The sequence below is a fragment of the Pedobacter gandavensis genome (assembly GCF_032678465.1).
Lineage (GTDB): Bacteria > Bacteroidota > Bacteroidia > Sphingobacteriales > Sphingobacteriaceae > Pedobacter > Pedobacter gandavensis_B.
On record NZ_JAVTSK010000002.1, the window covers coordinates 623874 to 648892 of the forward strand.

General features: G+C 38.1%; 28 protein-coding genes and 1 tRNA gene. 24 read left to right on the forward strand and 5 right to left on the reverse strand.

Annotation, left to right across the window (positions count from 1 at the left end; translation table 11 throughout):
* Positions 1–207: 207 nt before the first annotated feature.
* Together R2Q94_RS05755 and R2Q94_RS05760 are read left to right on the forward strand one after the other, a co-directional pair.
* On the forward strand, positions 208–666 hold the full coding sequence (locus R2Q94_RS05755; RefSeq protein ID WP_316820491.1) for a hypothetical protein: 459 nt from the start codon (positions 208–210) through the stop codon (positions 664–666).
* Between the two features lie 31 nt (positions 667–697).
* The gene (locus tag R2Q94_RS05760; protein WP_316820492.1) at positions 698–991 is read left to right on the forward strand and encodes a hypothetical protein; all 294 of its coding nucleotides are present in this window, start codon (positions 698–700) and stop codon (positions 989–991) included.
* A 127-nt stretch (positions 992–1118) separates the two neighbouring features.
* On the opposite strand, the gene R2Q94_RS05765 is transcribed toward R2Q94_RS05760, so the two are convergent.
* From R2Q94_RS05765 to R2Q94_RS05775, 3 genes are all read right to left on the reverse strand, one after another.
* Positions 1119–2198 (reverse strand): site-specific integrase, encoded by a 1080-nt coding sequence (locus R2Q94_RS05765; protein WP_316820493.1) that lies wholly within the window; start codon positions 2196–2198, stop codon positions 1119–1121.
* A complete protein-coding gene (locus R2Q94_RS05770) occupies positions 2179–2307 on the reverse strand; it encodes a hypothetical protein (protein ID WP_316820494.1) in 129 nt (42 codons plus the stop codon). The genes R2Q94_RS05765 and R2Q94_RS05770 overlap by 20 nt, the downstream gene beginning before the upstream one ends.
* 249 nt (positions 2308–2556) lie before the next feature.
* Positions 2557–2629 (reverse strand) — tRNA-Lys (locus tag R2Q94_RS05775).
* Between the two features lie 359 nt (positions 2630–2988).
* On the opposite strand from R2Q94_RS05775, the gene map reads away from it, so the two are divergent.
* The 21 genes from map to R2Q94_RS05880 all read left to right on the forward strand — a co-directional run bounded on the left by map (position 2989) and on the right by R2Q94_RS05880 (position 22413).
* A complete protein-coding gene (gene map, locus R2Q94_RS05780; protein WP_316820495.1) occupies positions 2989–3795 on the forward strand; it encodes a type I methionyl aminopeptidase in 807 nt (268 codons plus the stop codon).
* A 181-nt stretch (positions 3796–3976) separates the two neighbouring features.
* Positions 3977–4522, forward strand: a complete 546-nt coding sequence (locus R2Q94_RS05785; RefSeq protein WP_316820496.1) for an RNA polymerase sigma-70 factor — start codon at positions 3977–3979, stop codon at positions 4520–4522.
* Positions 4523–4613: 91 nt separating this feature from the next.
* A complete protein-coding gene (locus R2Q94_RS05790) occupies positions 4614–5303 on the forward strand; it encodes a hypothetical protein (protein WP_316820497.1) in 690 nt (229 codons plus the stop codon).
* A complete protein-coding gene (locus tag R2Q94_RS05795) occupies positions 5287–6510 on the forward strand; it encodes a hypothetical protein (RefSeq protein WP_316820498.1) in 1224 nt (407 codons plus the stop codon). Before R2Q94_RS05790 ends, R2Q94_RS05795 begins: the two co-directional genes overlap by 17 nt.
* Before the next feature lie 81 nt (positions 6511–6591).
* Positions 6592–8979, forward strand: a complete 2388-nt coding sequence (locus tag R2Q94_RS05800; protein ID WP_316820499.1) for a TonB-dependent receptor — start codon at positions 6592–6594, stop codon at positions 8977–8979.
* A 33-nt stretch (positions 8980–9012) separates the two neighbouring features.
* Entirely contained in the window at positions 9013–10215 is a 1203-nt protein-coding gene (locus R2Q94_RS05805; protein ID WP_316820500.1) for a DUF4374 domain-containing protein, read from the forward strand.
* 22 nt (positions 10216–10237) lie between these two features.
* Positions 10238–11368: a PepSY-associated TM helix domain-containing protein gene (locus tag R2Q94_RS05810; protein WP_316820501.1), complete on the forward strand. Its 1131-nt coding sequence runs from the start codon at positions 10238–10240 to the stop codon at positions 11366–11368.
* A gap of 462 nt (positions 11369–11830) precedes the next feature.
* Positions 11831–12460 carry a DUF6266 family protein gene (locus tag R2Q94_RS05815; RefSeq protein WP_316820502.1) on the forward strand — a complete coding sequence of 210 codons (630 nt, stop codon included), beginning with the start codon at positions 11831–11833 and terminating at the stop codon, positions 12458–12460.
* A gap of 12 nt (positions 12461–12472) precedes the next feature.
* A complete protein-coding gene (locus R2Q94_RS05820) occupies positions 12473–13117 on the forward strand; it encodes a DUF6266 family protein (RefSeq protein WP_316820503.1) in 645 nt (214 codons plus the stop codon).
* Positions 13118–13203: 86 nt separating this feature from the next.
* Positions 13204–13527, forward strand: coding sequence for an energy transducer TonB (locus R2Q94_RS05825; protein WP_316820504.1), 324 nt, complete (start codon positions 13204–13206; stop codon positions 13525–13527).
* Between the two features lie 1387 nt (positions 13528–14914).
* On the forward strand, positions 14915–15028 hold the full coding sequence (locus R2Q94_RS05830; protein ID WP_316820505.1) for an RHS repeat-associated core domain-containing protein: 114 nt from the start codon (positions 14915–14917) through the stop codon (positions 15026–15028).
* Positions 15029–15046: 18 nt separating this feature from the next.
* Entirely contained in the window at positions 15047–15760 is a 714-nt protein-coding gene (locus R2Q94_RS05835) for a hypothetical protein (RefSeq protein WP_316820506.1), read from the forward strand.
* Between the two features lie 15 nt (positions 15761–15775).
* Complete coding sequence (locus R2Q94_RS05840; RefSeq protein WP_316820507.1) at positions 15776–16192, forward strand: hypothetical protein; 417 nt, start codon at positions 15776–15778, stop codon at positions 16190–16192.
* 232 nt (positions 16193–16424) lie between these two features.
* Positions 16425–16907: a hypothetical protein gene (locus R2Q94_RS05845; RefSeq protein WP_316820508.1), complete on the forward strand. Its 483-nt coding sequence runs from the start codon at positions 16425–16427 to the stop codon at positions 16905–16907.
* Positions 16908–16918: 11 nt separating this feature from the next.
* On the forward strand, positions 16919–17410 hold the full coding sequence (locus R2Q94_RS05850) for a hypothetical protein (RefSeq protein ID WP_316820509.1): 492 nt from the start codon (positions 16919–16921) through the stop codon (positions 17408–17410).
* A gap of 117 nt (positions 17411–17527) precedes the next feature.
* The gene (locus R2Q94_RS05855; protein ID WP_316820510.1) at positions 17528–18118 is read left to right on the forward strand and encodes a hypothetical protein; all 591 of its coding nucleotides are present in this window, start codon (positions 17528–17530) and stop codon (positions 18116–18118) included.
* 546 nt (positions 18119–18664) lie between these two features.
* On the forward strand, positions 18665–19051 hold the full coding sequence (locus R2Q94_RS05860; RefSeq protein ID WP_316820511.1) for a hypothetical protein: 387 nt from the start codon (positions 18665–18667) through the stop codon (positions 19049–19051).
* A gap of 160 nt (positions 19052–19211) precedes the next feature.
* The gene (locus tag R2Q94_RS05865) at positions 19212–19691 is read left to right on the forward strand and encodes a hypothetical protein (RefSeq protein ID WP_316820512.1); all 480 of its coding nucleotides are present in this window, start codon (positions 19212–19214) and stop codon (positions 19689–19691) included.
* A 456-nt stretch (positions 19692–20147) separates the two neighbouring features.
* Entirely contained in the window at positions 20148–21086 is a 939-nt protein-coding gene (locus R2Q94_RS05870) for a hypothetical protein (protein ID WP_316820513.1), read from the forward strand.
* A gap of 566 nt (positions 21087–21652) precedes the next feature.
* On the forward strand, positions 21653–22222 hold the full coding sequence (locus R2Q94_RS05875; RefSeq protein WP_316820514.1) for a suppressor of fused domain protein: 570 nt from the start codon (positions 21653–21655) through the stop codon (positions 22220–22222).
* A 50-nt stretch (positions 22223–22272) separates the two neighbouring features.
* Positions 22273–22413, forward strand: coding sequence for a hypothetical protein (locus tag R2Q94_RS05880; RefSeq protein WP_316820515.1), 141 nt, complete (start codon positions 22273–22275; stop codon positions 22411–22413).
* A 254-nt stretch (positions 22414–22667) separates the two neighbouring features.
* On the opposite strand, the gene R2Q94_RS05885 is transcribed toward R2Q94_RS05880, so the two are convergent.
* Positions 22668–23078 carry a cupin domain-containing protein gene (locus R2Q94_RS05885; protein WP_316820516.1) on the reverse strand — a complete coding sequence of 137 codons (411 nt, stop codon included), beginning with the start codon at positions 23076–23078 and terminating at the stop codon, positions 22668–22670.
* A 272-nt stretch (positions 23079–23350) separates the two neighbouring features.
* Here R2Q94_RS05885 and R2Q94_RS05890 point away from each other — a divergent pair, with 272 nt between their 5' ends.
* Positions 23351–23995 (forward strand): NeuD/PglB/VioB family sugar acetyltransferase, encoded by a 645-nt coding sequence (locus tag R2Q94_RS05890; protein WP_316820517.1) that lies wholly within the window; start codon positions 23351–23353, stop codon positions 23993–23995.
* A 6-nt stretch (positions 23996–24001) separates the two neighbouring features.
* On the opposite strand, the gene R2Q94_RS05895 is transcribed toward R2Q94_RS05890, so the two are convergent.
* Entirely contained in the window at positions 24002–25015 is a 1014-nt protein-coding gene (locus tag R2Q94_RS05895; protein ID WP_316820518.1) for an ABC transporter substrate-binding protein, read from the reverse strand.
* Positions 25016–25019: the final 4 nt, after the last annotated feature.

Below are 25019 nucleotides of genomic sequence, written 5' to 3' on the forward strand. Positions count from 1 at the left end.
AATTATTATACAACTAATTCAACATATTTGTCCAACTAATAAGGGGTTGGTACATATCGACCAAATAATTAGAAAGGTATTTGAGGATTATCTAGATAGGTATAATAGCAAATAGTAGTTTTATTACAACTCGTAAATATTCAAATGAAATTTTTGACCAAAATATTATTACTTGTCATTATCGACTTCTGCATTATATGGTTCTGGGTGAGAACAATGAATCCCGATCCCAGTGTATCAATTGGCATAATTTTGCTAATTCCATTTGTGATTGTAATAAATCTTATTATCGCAGGTATTCTATTTTTCTTCAAAAAACAGTACTCGAAATTTTTTTTGATTAATGCAGTGATTTCAGCATTCATCATAAATTTTCTTTTTAGTGCAGAAATTAGTAGGCATCAGAGAGCTCGACTTGAAAGTTGGGAATTCAAATATAACAATAGGATATATGAGATAGTACATTGGAAATCAGAAGGTACCTTTAGTATGAGTGAACAACCAGATCCTGGCGCATCATTAGAATTTCTGGAAGGAAAGTTTGTTGAGTCTAATAAGGAATATTATCTAACTACAGATTCCACTAAATATGTTATCCGAAAAAATGTTCTTTACGGTTTCGGAAATGGAAGTAAGGGGATTGCTTTAAAAAAAAATAGCCTCTAAGTTTTTGTACTTATGAAATTTAGCTCGATTTATGAAAATTGACCAAATATCAGAGATTGGAATAGACATCCAAGGAAAGCTCTACATAAAACCTTCATCAACCCGTTTTGATCTCATTTACAGAACAGCTACAGAAGTACACTGGGATGCAAACGGACTTTTCCTTTTTTCTCCAAAACCAAGAGAATGGACTTATCTTGATTGGTACAGACACATAGTTAACGTAGTGAGTAATGAGTGCGGTTATAGGCTCATATTAAGTGACGAAACTACATGGACAAACATTCCTGAGAAATTAAAGAGACAAATTATAGAAGTGAAATAAAGTTATTCCAAGAAAAGCGGGAATGATCTCCGACCATTCCCGCCTAATCTAAATTAACGCTCTCACATATGAAGACGTCAACCATCAATTAATATTGCCTAACTTCTCAAAAAGTCGCGAACTTCTTCTAAAGTAACGCCATGTCTTCGCTTACCTTCATATCCAAAACCTTGGCGTAATGTTGGGTAGTCCTGATGTTAGTATGTCCGAGCATCTTCGATACGCTTTCTATCGGTACACCATTCAATAGCGTAACGGTAGTGGCAAAGGTATGGCGGGCAATATGCGAGGTGAGTTTTTTCTCAATTCCGCAGAGGTCGGCAATTTCTTTAAGATATTCGTTCATCTTTTGGTTACTGGGAACTGGAAGAAGCAAGCCTTTAATGAGGCAAACTTTGTTGGTGGAATATCTATCGACAATCTCAACAGCTGTTGAAAGTAGCGGAACCGATGATCTTGTTTTGGTTTTCTGCCTATTAATAAAGATCCATCGGTCGCCATCAATTCCCTTTCTTATATTCTCCTGTTTCAGTTTGAACACATCGACATAAGCCAAACCAGTAAAACAACAGAAAATAAAAACATCACGAACCTGCTTCAATCTCTCGGAGAGAAACTCCTTTCCCGCGATATGAGTCAATTCCTCTTTGTTCAGATAAAAGCGGTCAACATTCTTCGTATTGCCTTTATAAGTGGTAAATGGCGATTTATCTATCCATTCATTTTCCATACAAATGCGAAGGATCTTTCCAAGATTTTTAATGTTCTTTACCACATAATTGTTCGCACAGTTCTTATCAGACCTTAGATAATGGTCAAATCCATTTAGAAATGCCTGGTCGATAGTTCTAATGTCCATATCGGCTACACCATATTTCAAAGGGATAAAAAACTTAAGGTGTCTTTCCAAAACTTTATAACGGTTCAATATGCCACGGACGTAATCTTTACCCACAAGCTGCTCCATCTTTAAATTATGATCGGTAACCGCTTCCAATAGGGTATGGGAATTGGTGAGCGTACCAAGGTAACTGGATTTAATTGCATCTGCTGTAATCAGCAATCCCATATCGAAAACACGTTGGTGCGCATAATAAACCGCATTCTGCAACTGGTCAAGATGGGTGTTCAACACCTTGATCTCTTCTTTTGAGCCGATGGCTTGGCCACCCTTGGCGTTCCATCGCTTAGGATCGCAATCCGGCAATCTCCGCACGGTTTCCCTCTACGGTAATTCTCATGTAGATCGGCACATTTCCACTCACATAGTTTTTTTGCTTTTTCAAATAGAAAAGCAGGCTAAAATTGCTCTTCATAATCTAAATATTAAAGGTGAAACAAAAATAGCTTCGCAACTAAATCTACACAAGATGTTCAGTTTGTAACAGCCTGTACAATAAATGATTATGTACAATTCGGTGAGTCAATTTTAACCGTTCTGCCTTACTCACCGAATCACTCAGCAAAGTTTTGTGAATTCATGCGATTTTTGGCAATTCCCTAAAAGCAAAAACCCTGCTAATCGTGCGATTGCAGGGTTTTATACGTTTTGATAGTCTTTGGTGTGATCCCGCTGGGATTCGAACCCAGGACCACTACATTAAAAGTGTAATGCTCTACCAGCTGAGCTACGGAATCAATTATTATTTCGTTGTTTGGTATTGCAAATATAGAAATAATAATGTAAAAACTGCCCTATAGCTATCAAAAACTTGGTTTTCTCTGGTAATGCGCTGTATTTTAGTTAAATAATTTTCCAATTATTTTTTCTTACACCAGGAATTGCCTGCAACCCAATAAAACCCCGTTTACAGCCTTTAAACGAAGTTTTTTAGTAAATCATTTGATGATAAGCGCTTTACCTCATTTTTCCTGAAATTACACGGATATGTATAATAATTACATAGAAATCTCATACTTCCCATATCTTTGTATTTATAAACAAAAAACAAATCTTCTGAACAGCAAATAGCACTGTTCAGTGTTAAATATTAAAAATGAGTATGTATAAGACGGATGAGGAAGTTGAGATTCAACGTGAAAGTTGTTTACTGGTTAGTGCTACAATTACAGAAGTGGCAAAGATCCTTAAACCAGGGATCACCACATTATCACTTGATGTAATGGCAGAGCAGTTTATCAGGGACAATGGTGCAATCCCATCTTGTAAAGGCTATCATGGTTTTCCTTACACCCTATGTATTTCTATAAATGAGCAGGTTGTTCATGGATTTCCAAGCGAGTATATCATTAAAGAAGGTGATGTAGTTTCAATTGATACCGTTGTTGCTAAGAATGGATTTCATGGAGATCACGCCTATACCTTTATTATGGGAGAGGTAGACCAGAAAGTATTAGACCTGGTTAGAATCACCAAAGAATCACTTTACGTTGGAATAGAACAAGCAGTAGTGGGCAACCGTACTGGAGATATTGGTTATGCAATTGAGCAATATACAAATGGTAAACATGGTTATGGTGTAGTTCGTGAGATGGTGGGTCATGGTGTAGGTAGAGAGATGCATGAAGACCCTCAGGTTCCAAACTATGGTAGAAAAGGAAGCGGTAAAAAGCTGACTGAAAATATGGTACTGGCAATTGAGCCGATGATTACCATGGGAAGTCGCCATATCTTTACCGAAGAAGATGGCTGGACCATCTCTACAGAAGACGGTTTACCAGCAGTTCATTTCGAGCACAATGTATGTGTAAAGAAAGGTACACCAATTATTTTGTCTGATTACCGTCCGATTGAAGCGGCAGAAAAAGCGAATGCAAATCTAAATAGCAGCTATTATAACTAAGCGTTCATTGCTAAAATAGGATCATTTACAAAGGCTAACCCATAGAACAGGGTTAGCCTTTTGTAATTTCCAGGGAATACCTCTTAAACCACTATTTAGACAGAATTCAAATAATTAGGAAAGACCTAGTTTGTAATTAATCTAAATAGTATATATTTGCGGCAAGTACTTAGAACCAATTTTGTCAGGAAACCACCACATACCCGCAAATGATACGAGCACACGTATCAATAGACAAACTTTTGAAACCATATACAATATGTATTGGGACAAGGTTTATGCAGTATGTTATAACAACATCAGAGAGATAGAACCAGCAAAGGAAATGGTTCAGGATATCTTCAAATCGCTCTGGGAGCGAAGAGCGGAGCTCGAACTCGAGAACGTGAGCAACTACCTCATTCGTGCTGCAAAATTCAAAACCTTCGAATACATCCGCAACAAAGTAAGTCGGGAAAAACACATCTGCCTAAAGTTTCAGGGCTGTAGCCAATCCTCCAATTGTACAGAGGAACACATCAATTACAATAACCTTAAAGAAAGTGTCAATATGCTGGTGGATACCCTTCCTTGCCAATGTAAAAAGGTGTACCGGATGAGCAGGGAACAGGGGATGAGTAACAAAGAAATTGCTGTAGCCTTATTGATCAGCGAAAGGGCCGTAGAATACCACATTACCAAAAGCTTAGCCGCTCTCCGGCTCAGTCTTTCCAATTATTCTGAATAAAAATAACTTTGCTATTACGGAAAATACGTTATTATGCTACTTATATTTTATATAAGTTTGTAATCCCAGTAATTAGGCTTTAAAACCCGTGATGAACATTAATCAAGACCTCATAGAAAAGTACCATAGAAATCACTGCAGCACCGAAGAACGTGAGGCTGTGGAGGAATGGTTATTCTCTAACCATACCGATGAGGGATTGCAGTTGCCATTGGGCGAATCTAAAGCAGCGCATAAAGCGGACATTTGGGCTGGGATTGAAGAGATTCTTCCCAAAGAAGAGCAGACTCCCATACATCAGTCTATTGAACATCTAAATCCAACAACAGTTCCTTTAAGCAGAAAATCAAATCGAGGCTTCTGGATGGGTGCTGTGGCCGCCACCGTGGTGATTGGTTTGTCTGGGTTAGGGATGGTACAATTGCAGCGAAACAACCAGCAAAAGGATCCCGCGCTGGTATCTGTTAACAATACATCAACGATAAATGTTCACCATCTTGAAGTCAACGACTATACCCTTGCCGTAGGGACCAGTACTTCCGCCAAAATTGATAACATGAGCGGGGTAGTTGATCTGGCCGGAAGCATTCTCATTTCTCCTAAAAAAGACATTACACTTAGCTTTGAAGGTAGTCCGGAAAAGATCACCTTTAAAAAAGACCAAACTTATATCATTCTAAAAGGCAAAGAAGGAAAAGATAAGATCATCGTCAGCGAAAAAAATCTGATGGATCTTCCTCCTGTTCTTCAAAAGCAAATCATCAATGAATTCAATATCTAAGCGCTTTCTCTTTTTTCTATTGATTTTGTTTTCTGCCCTGTTTGGATGTACAGAACGTGCTTTAATGTCTAAAAACGAAGGTAACCATAACTACAGCATTTACATTTTAGGTAAAGATGGCCAGGAATATATCCTGGAAACCAGTCAGCTGGATTCAGGACTGCTATTGCCTGAGCGTGATGGTGCTTCATTGAATGTCCCTGAAATGGATCGGAGTGTGATCGTGAAAAATGGTTATTATTATTACCTCAACAGAAAAAAAGCGGCACTCCTGAAATATGAATCAAACGGTAATCAGTTGCAGGAAGTTCAGTCTATGCCTTTAGCGCAGTTCTCCATTGAAAACTACCAATGGCTGGGAGGAGATACCTTATTGCTAACCGGTTTAGGAAGTCCTGATTTTAAGCAGGTAAAATACTGTATGCTTCATGTAGGCACTATGAAAACCATTAGTGAGGGGGAAATGGAAATCCCAATGCCTTCAGGCAGATTCGACAACATGTCTGTGGGATTTGTCACACGCCAAACACCTGATCAGCTTTTGGTTGGTTATACGTACCATCAGCAAATGGGGGTGTCAAATTATACCACGAGTGATACCACCTATATCACTGAACTGAGTTATCCTCAAATGAAGGCGATAAAAACAGTCAAGGATACCCGTTCTACTTATCCAGGCGGTGTAAATACTGTGCAATCTTCTGCTTTTAGGGATGCCCAGGGTGATTTTTATTTCATGGCCTGCCCGGGAATTGCATTAGGCAACCGCCCCGAGTTACCTACGGCAGTCATGAGAATCAATAAGAATAGTTCCATCGCAGATCCTCATTACTTTTTCAATTTATCCTCCACAATCGGGAACCATGCTTATGGAATGTGGCCGGTTGGCGATGGCAAAGCTATCGTCAGAGCAGAGCGGAAAGACTTGTTCAAAGGTCTCGGAGATCATTACAGTACTCCTCATTTTGAATTTTATCTCCTGGATCTGAAAAATAATAAAGTACTGGAGAAATTAAAACTTCCTCTGGATAAAGGGACAAGAAGAGAATGTGTATTGTTAAAGAATCACATCGCCTATATCTCTGTAAACTCTTCATCTGAAGGGAATTTTGTCTGGAAATATGATGTCATAACCGGAAGATTGACTAAAGGAGCGGAACTTGGAGGCAATACCGATTTCATCCTTAGAATTGATCAGCTAAGATAATTCTTCATTTTTTTTTCGATCCCACCTTCGGGAATATTGTGCTTATGCTACTAACAGGTATAAATGCACAATATTAAAATAATGACTTACGGAAAAATTCTACTACTCATGCTCTTCAGCACTTTTTCAATTAGTGCTTATTCACAAACTACATCAGGCATCTCAGGATACGTAAAAGACGGTAACGAAGTCATCACAGGGGCTTCTATCTTTTTAAAAGAAACTAAACAGGGGGTAGTTTCAGATGGCCAGGGACACTATCAGCTGAAAAATCTGGCAGCAGGGACTTACACCATCAGCGTTTCCTTTATCGGTTACGAAAAAGAATCAAAGCAAGTGGTGCTAAAAGCCAATCAGCAGCTCAACCTTAATTTCTCCCTAAAAAAGGACCTACAACAACTACATGATGTCAATATCAACGGGAAAACTAAAAATCAGCAGGTTAAAGAATCTGGTTTTGCAGTAAATGCCATTGAAACGAAAAAATACGCCAATACCACCGCCGATTTGAACCAGATCCTGAACAGAAGTACAGGGGTAAGGATTCGTGAGCAAGGTGGATTAGGTTCCGATTTTAAATTCTCTATTAATGGTTTATCCGGAAAGCAAGTCAAGTTTTTTATTGATGGAATTCCGATGGATGTGATGGGCAGTACCATGTCTTTGAACAATATCCCGGTAAATATGGCTGAGCGACTGGAAGTTTTCAAAGGTGTAGTACCTGTACAACTGGGAGCTGATGCAATGGGAGGCGCTGTTAATGTGGTGACCAATCAGAAAGTAAGTAATTACCTGGATCTGAGTCATAGCTATGGTTCATTCCAAACAAACAGATCTTCTCTTACCGGACAATATGTTCATCCGGAAACTGGTCTGATTATTAAAGGAAGCGGTTTTTTCAATTCTTCGGAAAATAATTATAAAATGAAAAACGTGGATCTTGTAGTGGGTGGTATCAGAGATGGAAATCACATTACAGATGTTACAGGTGCAGAATATGTGAAAGGTGATGCCAGACGTTTTCATGATGATTATCTTTCTGTCCTCGGACAAGTGGAGATGGGTGTAACCAACAAAAGCTGGGCAGATGTACTTTTCATCGGCGGAGGTTATAATGAAGGTCGTCAGGACTTACAAACAGGCTTCGATCAAAATACGGTATATGGCAATGTTAGACGTACCAATTATGCCAAGAGTGCGACGCTACGCTATAAAAAGAACGATTTATTCACCAAAGGGCTGAACCTAAGTGCATTCGCGGCGCGTTCAAAAGATAGCTACAGAACAACTGATACTGCCTTTCGCAATTACAACTGGGATGGTAGTTATTATGATAAGGGCTACACAGAGATGGGCAATGGCATCAAAACCATTAACAAAATCATGAGACCGCGTACATATGCGATGGCTAACCTGAGCTATGTGATCAATGATCAACATTCTCTAAACCTCAACTACACAATAGATCATTTGAAAAATGAAAACTTTAATCAGTTACAAGTAGGTAAGGATAGTTTACCTGGCACCATTAATAAGCAAATTGTAGGTGTCGCTTATCAGCAAAATTTATTGGATCAAAAATTATCCAATACTTTTTTTGGTAAATATTATCACCTTGGACTGGACAGAGCAAAGTATATCAGCGGACGTTACACCTCTCAGGATACCACTTTTTCTAACTTCGGTTATGGGATTGCTTCCAGATATATCATTACAACGGGACTAGGAGTAAAGGCTTCCTATGAGCACAGCTACAGGTTACAGGAGGCCGAAGAGATGTTCGGTGATGGGTTAAATCTTCAGGGTAATCCGGATTTAAAACCAGAGAGTAGCCACAATATCAATCTGGGCGCTTATTACGGTTTCCATATCAACAAAAGTGCATTCTTCTTTGAAGCTTCAGGGTTTTATCGCAATGCAAAAGACTTTATTTTTCCTGTGCCTGATGTCCGTTCCAAATTGTTGAAAAATGAAAACCAGAGCAGTGTACGCATCACAGGTTTTGAGTCAGAAGCCAGATATAGTTATGCAGATTTGTTGTCCCTGAGTGTCAATTTAACTTATCAAAGTGCAATCAACACTACTAAAAATGGCCAGACAGAATCCTACAATATTGAAGGAACTTATGGCAACAAGATTCCAAATCAACCCTGGTTATTTGGTAATGCTGATTTTACCATTGGCCAGGATAACCTGTTAGGAAAGGACACCAGATTACAGTTCAACTGGTTCACACAGTACGTAAACTGGTTTTACCTGACCTGGGAAAGTAAAGGAAATCCGAATGGAAAATCTGATATCCCTACACAATTTATCCATAATGCTTCTCTAAGTTATTCCCTGCAAAAAGGAAAATATAACATCTCTGCAGAGTGCAGGAACTTAACGGATCACCTGGCATACGACAATTTTAAACTACAAAAACCGGGAAGATCCTTCTCTGTTAAATTCAGATACTTCATTCAGTAATTAATAGATTATCAAAATATTATCACCATATATATGAATACATTATTTAAATACCCAGTCCAGCTTTTAATGATAGGAATGCTCCTGATCGGTATCAGCGGCTGCGAAAAAAGAAACGTAGGAAATGTAGAAGAAGGCACAAAATACGCCGCGATTCTATGCGTGGGTAGCTGGCCAAACACTGCTTATTATATTTCCAGTATTCCTTCCTTAACCAGTGGTACGATTAGTCTGAAAGGAAATGGGGCAGAGATGACTGGTAAAGTTTATGCGCAGGATGTGATTCAAAGAAATGGTTTCTATTACCATATGAATTCTACCAGTGGACGTTTAGGTAAGTACCATGTCGAAAATGGAACTTTGATCATAGATAAAGAGATTCCTTTTGCTTACCTGAACTGGAGTTCCTATGCCTGGGCAGACAACAATACCCTGGTTATTTTTGGAGAAGGCAAAGGGGAAGCCCGTTACACCATCCTTAAAGTGGACAACATGACGATTAAAAGCGGGAAATTGAATCTTACAGCGATTCCAAATGGATTTCAACAGTATAGCTTTGGATTTGCACAATACAGAGACAGTAAACTGTTTCTAGGTTATGGATTTGGTTCCACAGACTGGACACAGTATCCAAATATGCCTGTATATCCTAAATCTTATGTGGCTGTAATTGATTACCAGACCATGGCTGTAGAAAAGAACCTGGAGGAAAGTCGCACTACAGGCTTAGGCAGTCTGAATGTATATGCTCCATCTTCTTTTGTGGATGAAAACAATGATTTGTATTTCATTAGTGACCCGGTATCCGGTTATGACTACAAATCTCCATCTGTGATGTTCAGAATCAAAAGCGGAAGTACTGAGATTGATCCTGGTTATTTCTTTAACTACTCAGCTGCAGCAAATAATGAAAAAGCACCAGCAATGTGGTACATCGGAAATGGCAAAGCAATTGTTCGTTCAAGAATGGCGGGTGAATCTATCGATATTGATCATTATTATAGAATCATTGACGTGAAATCTGGTGCAATGATCAAGAAACTGGATCTTCCCGCAGACAAAGGGGAGCGCATGGTGAATGCAGTGATTGTAGAGGATGGAAAGGCTTTTATTTCGGTAAATGCAGCAGATAGGGATTACATCTGGCAATACGATCCGAATACAGAGCTATTGACAAAAGGTGTGGAATTTGTAGGCGGAATCGATTATATCCTGCGCATTGAGAAATTGAAATAATTGATGATTCTATTCTTACCAAATGACTTTTAAAAAAATAAATGCCTGGTTTCACCTTTGGTTCGGAATCGCTTCCGGAATCGTGGTGGTGGTTCTGGGCATCACCGGTTGTATCCTTGTTTTCGAACAGGAAATCAGGAGTATTTCTTCGCCCTGGTTCCATGCAGAGGCAAATGGAAAAGCTTTGTTACCTCCATCTAAAATTCAGGAAGCTGTGGTTAAAGCACTTCCTGATAAAGAAGTACATTCTGTGTGGTATCATGGAGAGAACCATACCGTGCATGTAACTGTTAATTCTGATTCTACGGTCTACGTAGATCCCTATACAGCCAAAGTAGTGGCTATGGTAGGCCATGAAGATTTCTTTCATATCGTGGAAGAAGGTCACTTTTACCTGTGGTTGCCCAAAGCAATTGGAGAACAAATTGTAGGATGGGGAACATTCATCTTTTTCTTTTTACTGATCAGCGGTCTGATTTTATGGTGGCCAAAAAGATGGAATAAGAAAAGTCGGGAGCAGGCATTTAAAATCAAGTGGAAGGCAAAATTTAAGCGCATCAATTACGATTTACACAATGTATTGGGTTTCTATTCCATCATTATTGCGTTGTTGTTGGCCTTTACCGGGTTGATGATGAGTTTTCAATGGTTTAACAAAGGGGTGTACTGGATGGCTGGAGGAACCGATCAGGAAAGAATAGAGGCTGTTTCCGACACTTTAAGTCATCCGCATAGCCAAATGCTGGTGCAGGTAGATAAAGCATGGCTCAAGGGTATAAATGAGCTCGCTGAGCACAATCCAAAAGACATCATTGTAAGTTTTCCTGAAAAAGCTTCTGAAGCCATTTATATTTGCACGGATATGTTTAGTGGAACCTGGAGGGATGTTTATCTGGATCAGCATACTTTGGAAGTACTGCCTGCTTCTAATAAAAAACTATTGGACGAAAATTTTGCCGCATTGCTCCGACGGGTCAATTACGGGGTTCATGTGGGGGCCATTGGCGAGTTGCCTACTAAAATACTCTTTTTCATGGTCAGCCTGATCTGCGCTTCTTTACCGGTTACCGGTTTTTATATCTGGTGGGGGAAGCAGCGTAAGTCCAGAAAAAAGGGGAGAAAGATCATTAAAAATACTTATGAGACTGCATAATTGTTGTCGTTTTTTTGCATGGAACAGCCGCTTGATTTTAATGATCGGGCGGCTGTTCTGTTAAATGCAATCTCTACTCAGGATTTTGAATGTGTTTAGCCATAATTTATAAGCGGCATCGTAAGGATATAATAAGGGGTTGGCATGTACTTGCGATATTCTTGATATGTTATTGGGATGTAGTTGGTATAGTCCTGAATATACCAACCATATAGCAACTATATACCAACAACATACCAACCCCTTATTATACCCTTAGTATGTGGCCTGTAAGTAGTTTGAAAAATAATTAATCATATTTTGAAGTATCTCAGTAATGTTTATATCTTTATTAAATTGATTTATAGTAATAATGATTATTTCTTAGCTATACCTAATGTTTTTATTTGTTAATTCTAATCCTTATTGAGTAATCTTTATTGCTGAATCGATATTTTTTAATAGAATTTAAAATTTGGTGTTATGGCAGTAGAAAAAAATGGTTTTCTCCATGGAAAGGTAGGAGGAGTGGTATCTTATCCTCTAAACGGTGTACTCGTTACCCGGGGTATCGGAATAAATAATAATCCACCAACCCTTCGGCAGTTGGGTGTTCAACAGCGGACAAGGGTGGTCAATGATTTCCTTAAAAGGGTAAGCGAATTTACCAGTGTGGGTTTTGAACTCAAAGCAAAGAAAACAAACAAAAGAACCTATGCTTTGGCATTTGGTTATAATTGGGGATTCGGGCTCAAAGGAGCCTATCCGGATATACAGATCGATTTTGAACATGTTCGGCTTGCTGAAGGACAGTTGCCTATAGTAGCTGATTTTGGGCTGGCAGTAGAGGAGCAAGGATTGAGGTATAATTGGAATCCTGATGCTACAATTCAAGGAGCCCATTGGTCTGATCAGGTCATGATGCTGGCCTATTTTCCGGCCTTACAAAAAGCATTTTATTGTACTGCCGGTGCAAGTAGAATAAATGGAACAGATTTACTTCCTATACATTATGAGCATAATGATCTGGTGGCTGAAACTTACCTTGCTTTTATTTCAAACGATAGGAAAAGGATATCAAATAGTGTCTATACTGGGCAGATCACCTGGTAATCTTCAATAAACATGGGAACATATCAATCAGGACCTTTTGGACCTTTTAGGGGTAAAGTAGGATACGTTGTTGCCGTCAAATGGAAGGGCGTAAATGTAGTGAGAAATTATCCCCAAAAAAGCACTAAAGTACCTGCTGTTGCGCTGGCTCAGCACCGGGATAAGTTTGCTTACACCATGAAGTTTGTTGGGCAGGCCTTAGGCTTGATTTATATAGGTCATGGCCATGTTTCTGGAAGGACAAATCCTGAGAACATTGCGTTTAAATCTATTTTAGCTCATGCAGTGAAGGGTATTCATCCGGATTACGAACTGGATACTGAACAGGTAAAGTTGAGCACCTGGTCGAAAATGGATGCGGTAATGCAACCTAAAGTAAGCTTAGTGGCGGACCAGATGGTTCAGGTAAGTTGGAAGATGGATGAAAGGGCAAACAGGTATACTAGTCCGGTTGATCTGGCCTATATTTTACTGTATAACCCTTCAAAAGAGGCTTCTGTAGTTTCATGTGGGTTAGTTAAGCGGGAAGCTTTATCTGCAGAATTAAATGTTCCTGATTCTTTTGAAGGAGATGTGTTGCATTGCTGGATGTTTTTTGCTTCGGAAAACGGGAAATTTGTTTCTGAAACGAGTAATGTAGGGGAGCTGAAGTGCTAAGATTAATTTGTAGGGAGCGGAATCTCTTTAAATTCCTATTGTTGTTTTTTTGTATACAGTTCTATTCTTGTGCAAGCCATCATGGTATGAAAAATCATAGCGTTTATTCCAAAAATGAGGTGGATGTAGAACCAGACTTTCCTGGAGGAGTTGAAGCAATGAAAAGTTTTGTGAACAAACATCTGGTGTGGCCTGAAGAATTCGGAAATAGTGGTTATGTGATTTTGTCGGTAGTTGTAGATAAAGATGGTGGATTCTCAGATGCGAAAGTAAAAAGAACGCTTTGCAATTTTTGCGATCAGGCCGCTAAAGAGGTTTTAAGGAAAATGCCTAAATGGAATCCTGGCTTAATTAATAATATACCGGTTAGCACTCGGATTGATGTTCCAATCCGATTTGAGTTAAATTGAGACAGACAATAATACCAGGTCCATTTTCCATAGCCATCCAAGTGCATCATTGACAACTATATCTGGAGGTAGCACCGGAAATACTATTTCAACGTCTTCGTCATCTAGTACTGTTGGTTTTGCTCAGGCTCCATCTTCAGGTACTGGTCTTGATATAAATAGTGGTAATACAGGCAGGACAAACTATGTTTTTGGTCGTGGGAATGGGACAGTCTACATTTATAATCTTAGTTCTGGCGTTACGGCTACTATACCTCAAAAATATTTTGTTACTCCTAGAAAATAAAAACTATGAAGAAAGTCACATTCTGTTTTTTGCTTTTTATAATCTTTCTGACCAACTCCGTTTTTAGTCAAAAGAAGTCATTTCCTTCTATACAGGAGGCTTTAGATTACCACGTAACCCAATTAAAAGGGGATATTCGCAATTATACTAACGTTTTTATAGTAACGAGTCTAGGTGATAGTTTGAACGTTTCAGAAAACGTTTTTCAGGTTGAGAATTCACTTAATGCCAAATTCTTGAACAAAAAGGATCAAAACTTTCTTGTGAAGTTGTTTATTGATGTTAATTCGAGCCCATTGAGGATTGATGTTGCTAATTTTAGAGTGGTTAAGCAATCTAACAGAAAAATCAAATTAAAAAACTTGGGCAATGGGAACAGTTATACTATAAAATAGCGTGTGCCATGTATTTTAAGCCGTTGATTGCGATCAACGGCTTTATCGTTTAGGTATATAGACACTTATATACTTTCACCTCAAAGCTTTCCTGATTGCTTTCCGAAAGGTAACAGCTGAACTTACGGATCACCCGCAACCCAGTCAGCTTTCAGCTTCCCTCTGTGCTTTGCTGCCCTTCCGCCCGGCTGCTTCTTCTGCCGGGAAGACCGGCCCCCCTTCGAAAACGGGGGCACTGCACCTGCCCAACCTCACAGGGATAGAAAGATCCGCTCTTATCCTCCCCACACACCAAAGAACTTTCCATCCCTGTGAGGGATTGCATGATGCCTTTACTAGCCCCCAATCGTCAAGGGTTCAGGCAGTTCATCTGTTAAGTCACCCAGAGCCAAAGAAAGGAAAGCTGTCAAGGGAACGTGGAATAAATGGCCTTGCGGGCAAAGGCTTGGAGCGTTTATGTCGCGAAAGTCAATTTACTGCTTTTCTTTCGAGGCTACCTTTGCTGTTACAGATGATCTAACGAACAAGCAAGCCTTTCATAGTACCGCTCCCTGCAAAAAATAAACAACAAAAACGGCCAAAAAACAAGGTTGGTGGATGAAAATCAAATCTATATCTTTGGTAGAGGAACGTTCTTTATAACACTGAAAAAGTGCAGCTGGCAAAGTTTGGAAACGGCTAAAAAAATGCGGTAGTCTGTACGATTATGGGGGCAAGGTTCTATGACCCAGTGATAGTCAGGTGGAATGTGGTGGATCCGCTTTCCGAAACTGATAGAAAGACTAGTCCCTATACTTATGTCTTCAATAATCCGTTGTGATTTATTGATCCTACAGGTATGAAAGGTGAGGATTGGTATGAGTCTGACGACCACAAGACCGTTAAATGGTTTGAAGGGAACGGAATCCAACAAGGATTTAATCGTGTTGGGGCTGCTGGACAGGTAAAGATCAAAGGGTCTGATAGCGAGGTTGTAAATTTGAATGCAGATGGTACCGCTACCAATGCAAGTACCGGAGAATTCGCTGCCACTTCTGTGAGCGGACAAACAGCAATTGAAGATAAACTTTCAGGTACTTTAAATGCGGCAGGCATTGCTTCTGGAAGTGTTGGCCTAGCTGGAGATATAGGAGGTTATTCAACTGCCAGTTTCCGATTAACAAATGGGGCATATAATGGATCCGAGTTTAGTCCGCGAGTATATGGAAGTGGTTGGGGAGGCGGTAGCCGGGCACAAATTACGACTTATGGCGTGTCAAATTTAGCAAGAGGAATATCTTTTGGTGCAGGTGTCGTTGGAACAGGCTTAAGTTATTATCAAATTGCTAGTGGCAGGGCTCAGCCAATCACATATGTCGATGCTGGCGTTGGTACTGTTGGAGTTATGACATCAGTAGCGGGTTACTACACAGGGGCACAAATACCATATGTTGGAGAATTTGTAATGATTTATGGTACAGGACGATTGCTTTGGGACGTTTCCTCTTCTCTTGGAGGTAGTTATGGGCCTAGTAAGTGGTTTGGAAGTGACGATACAAAGTATTTTAAATAGCTAATAGATGTTGATGTGAAAAATATTTATTATTTGATATGGGTTGATGCAATTTTGAGCTTTAAAAAGCATAATCCAAGGAATAAAAACTGGAAATGGACTGTTTTTTTTATTAATACATGGATGAATGCTCTAAATTTCTGGGTGGTATTTATGATAATAAAATACTTTGCCGGCTTTAGTCTTCCTTTGACTACGTTTAATTTGTTCCCAGGACATTTGTTGGATGATTTTTTAAATTTTACAATAAGTTTTGCGTCTCCCTTTGTGATTTTGAATTATCTTTTGATCTTACATAACGATAGATATGAAAAGCTAATAAAAAAATATGGAAAACAAGATATCAACTATGCCTTGATTTATTCAATGGTCAGTGCTCTTGGAGCTTTTGTTGTCGCTATTTTACATGGTATATTAACAAATACCATGTAAATGACAGGTAAATTTTTAAAGCCTCTGGATCAATATTCAAAGGCTTTTGTTATTTAGCAAGCTGTTGGATATGTCTTTTTGTGATAAAAGCGTCAATAAAGGTCTTGACTAGATGTTTGTCCTCGGGGCTTAATAGCTCAACTTTCCTAAACTGTTTTAAGAGTACCTTATCTGGAAGCTGAGCGGATACGCAAATGGAAAAACGACTTGGAGTGCTAATGCATCATCCTCTGTGAAAACCTATGGAAATGCATTGTTGGCGGTTGGTAGTAAGGGGTCATTGGATAAGGTAATAAATAATGATATTAAAACTAAAATAATTATTTCATCAGGTATTAAACAAGAAACGCAATCGGATGGAAGAGTTAAAACCACTTTTGGTGAAACTATTCAGGGTAACAAGAATGCTGCTGATAGCTACGGTGCAAAGGTTAATGACGATGGAACATATGGAATTAAAGAAGCGACCATAACAATATTTAATGGAAGCATTGAAAAAGGTGTTAAAGCTGGATCTGGTTCTAAATTGGAGGGGTTGACTCAAACACAGGCTATTGGTGCAGTTGCAACTCATGAAAATGTTCATGCCTCAGATAAGGATGAAATTAACAAAGATTTACATTATGCAGTTGCTAATCCTCATGACAAAGATGGGCGACCAGATAAAGAAGTTAAGCCAAATAATGCTGAGAAGAAAGTACTTAATAAACTTTAGAAGAATAATTTATGGAAAATATGAAAGTGTTTATTGTTATAGCCATTTTGTGTTTTTGTTGTAAGATATCAATCGCTCAACATAAAAAACAATCTAAGCAATCGAAAAAAAATCCATTTGAAATGGTGCATGTAAGCGATTGTGTAACAACAAAGTTGTATAATTTTATTGCTAGTACTGGGCAGAGTACAGAAAATGCAGGTTTATATATTTATCATCTATTAGGACAAGATAAATATAATAATTATCAATTTGTTGAGGGCATTTATTCCTTTCGGTTAAGGGGACCAGATTTTCTTCTTTATTACTTTATATACACGAAAAAAGATGGTATACAGATAATCAAGAATTATTCTTTGGAGGGTCTTCTAAAACAGGTTCTATCCTTTTTTGCTAGGAATGAAACGAGTTTCAGTGAGAGAAATAAAATCAGATATATTGAAGTTATGATTCATAATTTGGATAAACGTTACGATGTATTAGGTAATTCTGAGGATGCTTAATCCTTCAAAAGAATGAACTCCAAAATAACGGGGAATAGTTAAATGGCGCATGAGAATGTATGATTACGGTGCAAGGTTCTATGACCGGTGATTGGAAGGTGGAACGTAATTGATCCGTTGGCGGAGCTCCCAAGTCAGATAAATAAATCCCCTTTTGCCTACGTTTGGAACAATTCGATAAATCTTATTGATCCTGATGGAAGAATTGCAAATGGTCTTTATAGAGAATATAGGTCTGCCACAGAGTATTATAAAGACAATCCAATCGGTAAGCTTGATGGAAGTGATGGACATTGGCTGACATCAGATAGAGAGGACAATACGGAGGTTTGGAACGAAGCAAACAGAGTAAATATACAAAAACCAAATGGTTATAAGGAATATGAAAATCTTGATCAAAGGGCCGATTTTTATAGATGGTTCCAATCGCAGACTGAGGCTAAAGGTAGTGAAACAAAGTGGGCTGGCGCAGCGGCAGAAACGGTTGACAAGTTAAAGATGCTGTTATGGAAAAGCTCAGAACTTATGGGGTATTCAAATTCAGAAATAAAAGCATTTGTTAAGTCCGGTAATAAATTAATTTTGGATGATGCTTGGAGCAGTTTGCAAAAACTTTATAATGGACAGGCTTTGAAAGGCAAACAAGCTGAAGCTTGGGATAGTAAACAATTATATAAAGAGCAAATTTTAATAAATAACTCTTATTGAGGCTTATCAAATAAATCCTTAAATAATATTGAAAATGCAGTTAAACAAAAAGCATCTTGTCAAAGTTTACAACTAATTCAGCTTTTGAAGGATTAATTTTAAATACTCACGATCGATATAAGTACGGAATGAAATTAATGGGATATTAGTATGTGTTATAAATTAAATTTTGGATTTGCTGTCCTGTTATTTGTTTTGACAATAACATATAGAAATAGAATTTTATATGGTATTACAGATGATATTAAATTAATTCAAACTTTGTTGACTAGTTGGAATATAACTATGCTGATTAGTTTGGGTGTATTGTTTCTACACAGTATATGGCTTGGGTATAAAGGGGTAAGTCTGTGGTATTACTTGATTAGCGGATTGGCTTTAATTATGTTGGCTATATCAATTATTGGCATTTTTCTAACACCAAGAGGAATGATATGAGCGTAACCAGCGCAATAAGGTCATATTGTCCCTGCTGATCTTTCGAAAGTAAATAGTGTTCAAGATAATACAAAAAGAATCATGGTTAAATTGCCTAATTAAAATTAAATGAAACTCTCATATATCCTTTTAGGAATTATAATAATAGGACTTTCAATCTTTTTTATTGAAGATGATATCTCTAGTCTAAGGGTGATTAACAAGGGACGTATTGTAAATATGGAAATTGTTGAAAAACCAAAATCTTGTTTAGGAACAAGGGCGAAATGGTTTATGAAGGTGAAATATCAGGATAAAGTCTTTTCAAAGCAGATACCTTCGATATTTTGTGAGGCGCATAAGGTGGGGGATATTGTTCAAATTCGATACTTAGAGGGGGAAGATAAAATCCTCTTGTTAGACGAAGGTGTTACCTTGGAATTCATAGCAAGCGGCATATTTATTTTATTAGGATTATACCTCATTTATCTTGGAATGGTTAATAGGAAAAAATAATCAAGAAAAATCTAGTATGCTGTTGGGGCGGACCCTTTTTAGAATCCAATTAATAGAGTTAGGGAATATCTGTTAGGTATTGGTTTGGGGGCTATTGCATTACCTAAAACAATTGAAGCCTTTATGCCTACTATGGTAAATCCACGTTAAATTACTTAATATGAATCTTAGAAATATAATAATTGTTGGTCTACTTTTTTATTCTTGTAAAGGAAGTATAGGTGCGGGTACTTTAGGGGGGTGGGAAGTAATGGAGCTTCCTGTTACAGAGTCTAAATTAGATTCTGCAATGAGTGTTTTTTTTATTGATAATCCAGAATATACGGTCCCGGAGAAGTGGAAGTATGACTCTGAGTCTTGGAAACGGGGTGGTTATGATTTTTTGAAATCCAGGTTTTTCTATTTTAAAAGTGCTCCAGAGGAAATGTTTTATGTCAGTTATATAAAACCAGGGTTTGGAGTTGAGAACCCAGGCTGGGCCAGGATTGCTATTAGGTCTGTTTATACTGAAAAAATGGGATGGAAAAATAATGAACAATATAGTGAAGAAGAACAAGTAAGGATACAAAACAGATTTGATGAACAAATTCGTTCAAAACTAGAACAATATACAGGCGTAAAAACTTCTATAGAAGAATAACAGAGGTATAAGAAAATATTTTCATTCCAAAATACGATTTGGACATATGAAATGTTATAAGTTAGGTAAAGATTGGGGGGTAGATGAGATTGGCTTTAAAAATTTCTATGATCCCAAAAGAGATCACTAACGTGGATATTAATTCTATTGGTAAGCATGATAGCTATTCTAACCATATTTTTAAGCGACTTTGGTGGCACGAGTGATGGGCTCGCGTAGGTTTTCCATTAGTGTTTATGCAAGATACTCAAGGTAAGTGTATCGATTGCCAAGAGGTGAAATTCTTTAATTTATTTGATGATAGATCTTATGTTTTACTTTTTAATGTCTATATTCATAGTTGCTTTTTACCTAAAGAAGAAATCTTCTAAAGACTAGGGCAAAGCGTCGCCAGATTAAATTGAAATGAGCGAGATGTTAGATAGGAAATTACAAGGGAACAAACTGTCCTTAAATATGGTAAAGACAATAACAATTGCAATATTAATTTTATTTTGTGTTCGCCATGGATCTTCAGCAGAGTCAATGGGCTGCACTGGTTATAAAATGAGTCCGGAAAAAACAAAGTATTTTGTGCTGGAGGTAAACAGTAAGGATTATAAAACAGTTCATGTCAAGCTTAATGGCGATAAAATTTATGGAATCAACCTGGAAATCGAATTGTACAACCTCAAGTATAAGCAACAATCCCTTATCCTGTTCTCCGTTCTGTCCAGCAGATCAAAACCAAGTTGGAAACCAATCAGACTTCATGAAATTACGCCCAATCTTATCGACTTCGATTCGTTAAAAGCGCTCTTAGAGCGCCGGTTTTCAGCATATAACAATTCTGGAGGATACGATACGGATCAGATTAAAACACAGGACATCAAGCTAATCATCAAAAGAGATGATCAATATTTCATAGCTGAAAATTCCTTGCTGGAATATTTTAAAATCATCGAACAAGACCTGGTCTTCCCTAATTCAATGGGAAATGCATTTATCAATATAAAATCACCACTGATAACTGTTAAGGAGTTTGAGGACAAGTATAAACTAGCTTATAAAGAGAATTCTCCAAATGCATTTGTATCCAAAAAAATCAGCGGTAATACCAGCTTATTGACACCTTTGCAGAAACCGCTTTTATTTATGTCTGGTTCTTCAACTTTGTTTGGGCATCAACTATATAATTTCTGGCAGTTTAACTCTTGGCCTTATGCTGATTCATCAAATTCTCAAAGAGGTATTGATCGGTTTGCGTACGATCCTGCGCTCGGAATCATTGGAGGTTCATTTGATGCTTGGATTTCATGGAACTATAGAATTGACGCAAATGTAATTCATAGCAACTACATTCAGGAAAAGATAATATTGCCTGCCTCCATCAAGGACATTGTTGTTTACCATTAGGATTTCTACGAGTTAACTGATATCCATCATAAAGTTCCATTACATCCGAAAGGTTGGATTGGAAGTTGGCCTCCAAAATAATATTTAATGATATGAAGGGAGATAGAATGTATCAATTAGCCTTAAAGAAGGCATTAATGGATAATGCTGATTTAATTGAGGTTTTTGCTTTACTTATGAAAGCAAAAAAAGTTAGTTACTGCCTTTAAGGAGCTCGTTCTTTTCCCTTTCGGCCTGCAAGAGGCGTTCGTAAAGCTCCGTTAACATTTGGTAACTCTTCTGTGACTCCAAGAATTGGACCGGTGGCAGAGTTGGTACGGTTAGCTCCTGAAAAGATAGCAAAGGATGGGGGTGAATTTAGTGGAAAAACATTGGAGAGAGCATGAATTGGTTAAAAGGTATTATGAGGGTGATCCAAGTACTGGAGAGAAATCCGGGCATCAAATGATACCAGAAGAGCGAAAAGCTAGTGCTAATGATAGAACGAGAATGAGAAATCAAGATAGATCTGACTAACAGTCAAGGTGGTAAAGCAAAGAAATATTCAATGGATCAAAAGAAAAAACATGAGTTATAATATTGAAGATTATAAGGGTAAAATTATAAATCATTATTCAAGTATTTGGGGGGGAGATTTTCAGGAAAAAAAATGGCTAAAGGGTCCAATCATGCGAGTGGCTCCGCACTTTTGTGTGTTAGAGTATAAACCTTATCCATCAAGAAAAATGTGGACCTATGCTACTTGTTGCATGTCGACGAATACTCATCAGGCACCCATTGAGGTGCATATATTTTCATCTGTACAAGATGATTCAATTATTGAACTTCTTAGCGAAGTTTGTTATTATCATAATGTAGAAGCTAATCTGGATTTAGGACATACGGTAAATTTTGGTCGTCCCTGGCAGGACTATTCTAAATCCTCATTTGGTTTGCTTTCCTTACCATATCTAAATGGACCAAAATTGGAAATTATGCATTTAGCTAATAATAAGGATATACATTTTTATTGGCTTATACCGATAACAAAGACAGAAGTAGAGTATAAAAAAGAGTTTGGTTTAGAGGCGCTTGAAACTAAATTTGATGCTGATAATTTTAATTATCTAAATCCCAATCGAAGGAGTGCTGTTTAAACTTTAGTGTAAGCTATAGTACAGTCACCTTAAGAATAGACTTTTTGAGCTTGTCTGAAAGCCCATTTGTAAAGGCTGTCGACTTGTTTTTTAATGTGGTAACGATACAAGCCAGATTTGGCTTTTTTCTGGATATCGAGGAACAATTGAAGGTCCTGCTTCTTTTCCGCTGGAGTGATATGGACGATTAATAATTATAAGCTGCATTTAAGGGATTAATCTGGAGGTCTGGTTGAAGCTTAGCCATTCACTTTAACAATAAAAACGAATCATGAAAAACAATTGGACGCTTCCTGTTATACAAAAACACTATCAACAGGCATTAGAGATCGGTAAGAAGTTGAATATTGATAACCGCAACAATGGAGGATAATCTTTCCAGAGCTTTACTGTATAATGTTGAAAAGAAAGTCTTAGCTATGGAGATAAGACTTTCCTTAGTGCTTTACATCTTGGTTTTAGCTTTCGGAGCCATCATTTTTTTGTTGTGTTTTAGTTCTGTAACCAGCAATTTAACCGTGGTGTCACCAATGTTTTTAGCCATATGAGTGGTGGCCTCGACAAACATTGCATCTCCTGCTTTAAATTCTGAAATAACAGGTGCTGCTCCTTTAGCCGTAATTTCCAGTTTTCCATCTGATAGCGCATAAATAAAATGGTCTGGGTGACTGTGCCATGGTACAGAATCATTTGGAGCTATTTCCACCTCCATCACCCGCACCTTGTCATTTTCCAGGACCACCCGCTTATAAGCATTTGTTGCCACTTTCATGGGGTCCTGTGCACGCACAGCGGTACTAAACATTAAAAATAAACTTAACAATAGGGCTGTTGAGATCATTTTAACCGTTTTCATTTTGTTTTGGATTTAATTGAGCAATTCTGGAACGAACTTAGACAGTGTGGTAAAACAATTGGCAACCACAATGGTTTGTCCTTTTTGTCGAAATTAATCATAAAAAAACGGCATAGATATTGCCTAATCAATTGAGATACACTGGAAGTAAGAACCAGGTCTAAAATGGTTCTTTCTAACTCATCCCAATTTGACGTATTGTGTACGCCATAAAATTAACCTCCCAGCTAATTTCAGCGCTCTAATTATTAATGTTACTTTTTTCATGAATTATGCTAGTAATAGGAGCTAAAGGATTTGCTAAGGATATCTTAGAAATTCTTCTACAGAACAATGAACTGAATAACCTGGTGTTTTATGATGACATCAACTCGGATGAGGATGAGCTTTTTGGAGAGTTTCCCATCATCAAAACCATGGAAGAGGCTGAGCATTACTTTTCAAATATCGACAATAGATTTTCCATTGGTATTGGTAATCCAGGTTTGAGGTGTAAAATGTATTATAATTTTAGTGCCATAGGAGGTGTTTTACATTCTACCATCAGTCCGAGGATTGATGTTGGTCACTATGATGTAAGTATCGCCAATGGTTGCAATATTTTGTCGGGGGTTAAAATTTCCAATAGTGTTCAAATAGGGATGGGAACGATGATCTACTATAATTGCCTCATCAACCATGATGTTATGATTGGGAAGTTTGTGGAGATCTCTCCAGGAGCAATTGTGCTGGGGAATTGTAAAATAGGCAGTTTTACCCATATAGGATCAGGTGCAGTGATATTGCCCGGAGTAGAGGTTGGTAGTTACGTTACCGTAGCAGCAGGAGCAGTGGTTACCCGTGATACCCCGCATCACGTGATGATTGCCGGAGTACCAGCAATCATCAAGAAAAGGAATTCCTATGTGATGGTGTAGTGATGGCTAAATTAGCGGAGCTAATGTCTTGCCTTTTTCTCCATATAGCTTTAAAATGGTCTGTTCTACTTTCTTCTTTACATCTACATCCTTATTCGGGTAAGCCCAATGGTGGATGCTGACAGCAGCACTAAGTGCTTTTAAAGTATGTGGATTGTAGAAAAACATAGGCAAGAGATTATAAATTTGTTTGTTTTCTATAGCAGATACGCCGCCCAGTTCTTTTCTCTTGTAGAATTCATTCGGACTGTCATTCCACATAATGATCATATCCGGATTCCAGCCTACTAAAGTTTCAGGACTAATATTGGGTTGATCCACTTCAAAGGTACAGGCATTTACTACCCCAGCTGCCTCCAGACAAAAATTCATCATACTATTTCTACCTGCAGTGGCAAATATACGGCCATGTGCCCAGGAGAAATAAGCTTTTTTCTTAGCAGTTATGGAATCTGCTACCGTTTTCATGGCTGCATATTCGGATTTCACGTAAGCAACCAGATCTTTCGCTCTTTCCTGTGTACCTGTAAGGATCCCCAGGTCATTCATTGTCTGAAAAACTTCCTGATATTGTTCTACTTTCGTGGTGTATACCTTTACGCCAACAGATCGTAAAGCTTCTGCAAGCTCTCCCTGTGCAGACTGTAGGATCACCAGGTCTGGATTAAGCATCATGATGCTTTCAATATTACCTTCGCCGTTACTTCCGGGTACTGCCAGTTGCTTTTGCTTTATCCTGTCGTCTAAATTGGAATAAAAAGGAAACAGTTCATTGCTATTATAAACGTCATTAAATATACCAACGATTTTATCTTCTGCATTTAACATGTAAAGTGCATCCAGGGCAGGCTCATATAAGCATACAATCCTTTCTACAGGTTTGTCCAGTTCTATGCTGTTGCCCAGGGCATCCATTACGGTAATGGCTTTCTTTTGCTGTGCAGCCTCTTTTGAACCATTGCTACAAGCTAAAAGGAGTGTTGTTGCACCGATAAATAATATTGCGATTAATTTGTTCATTGTA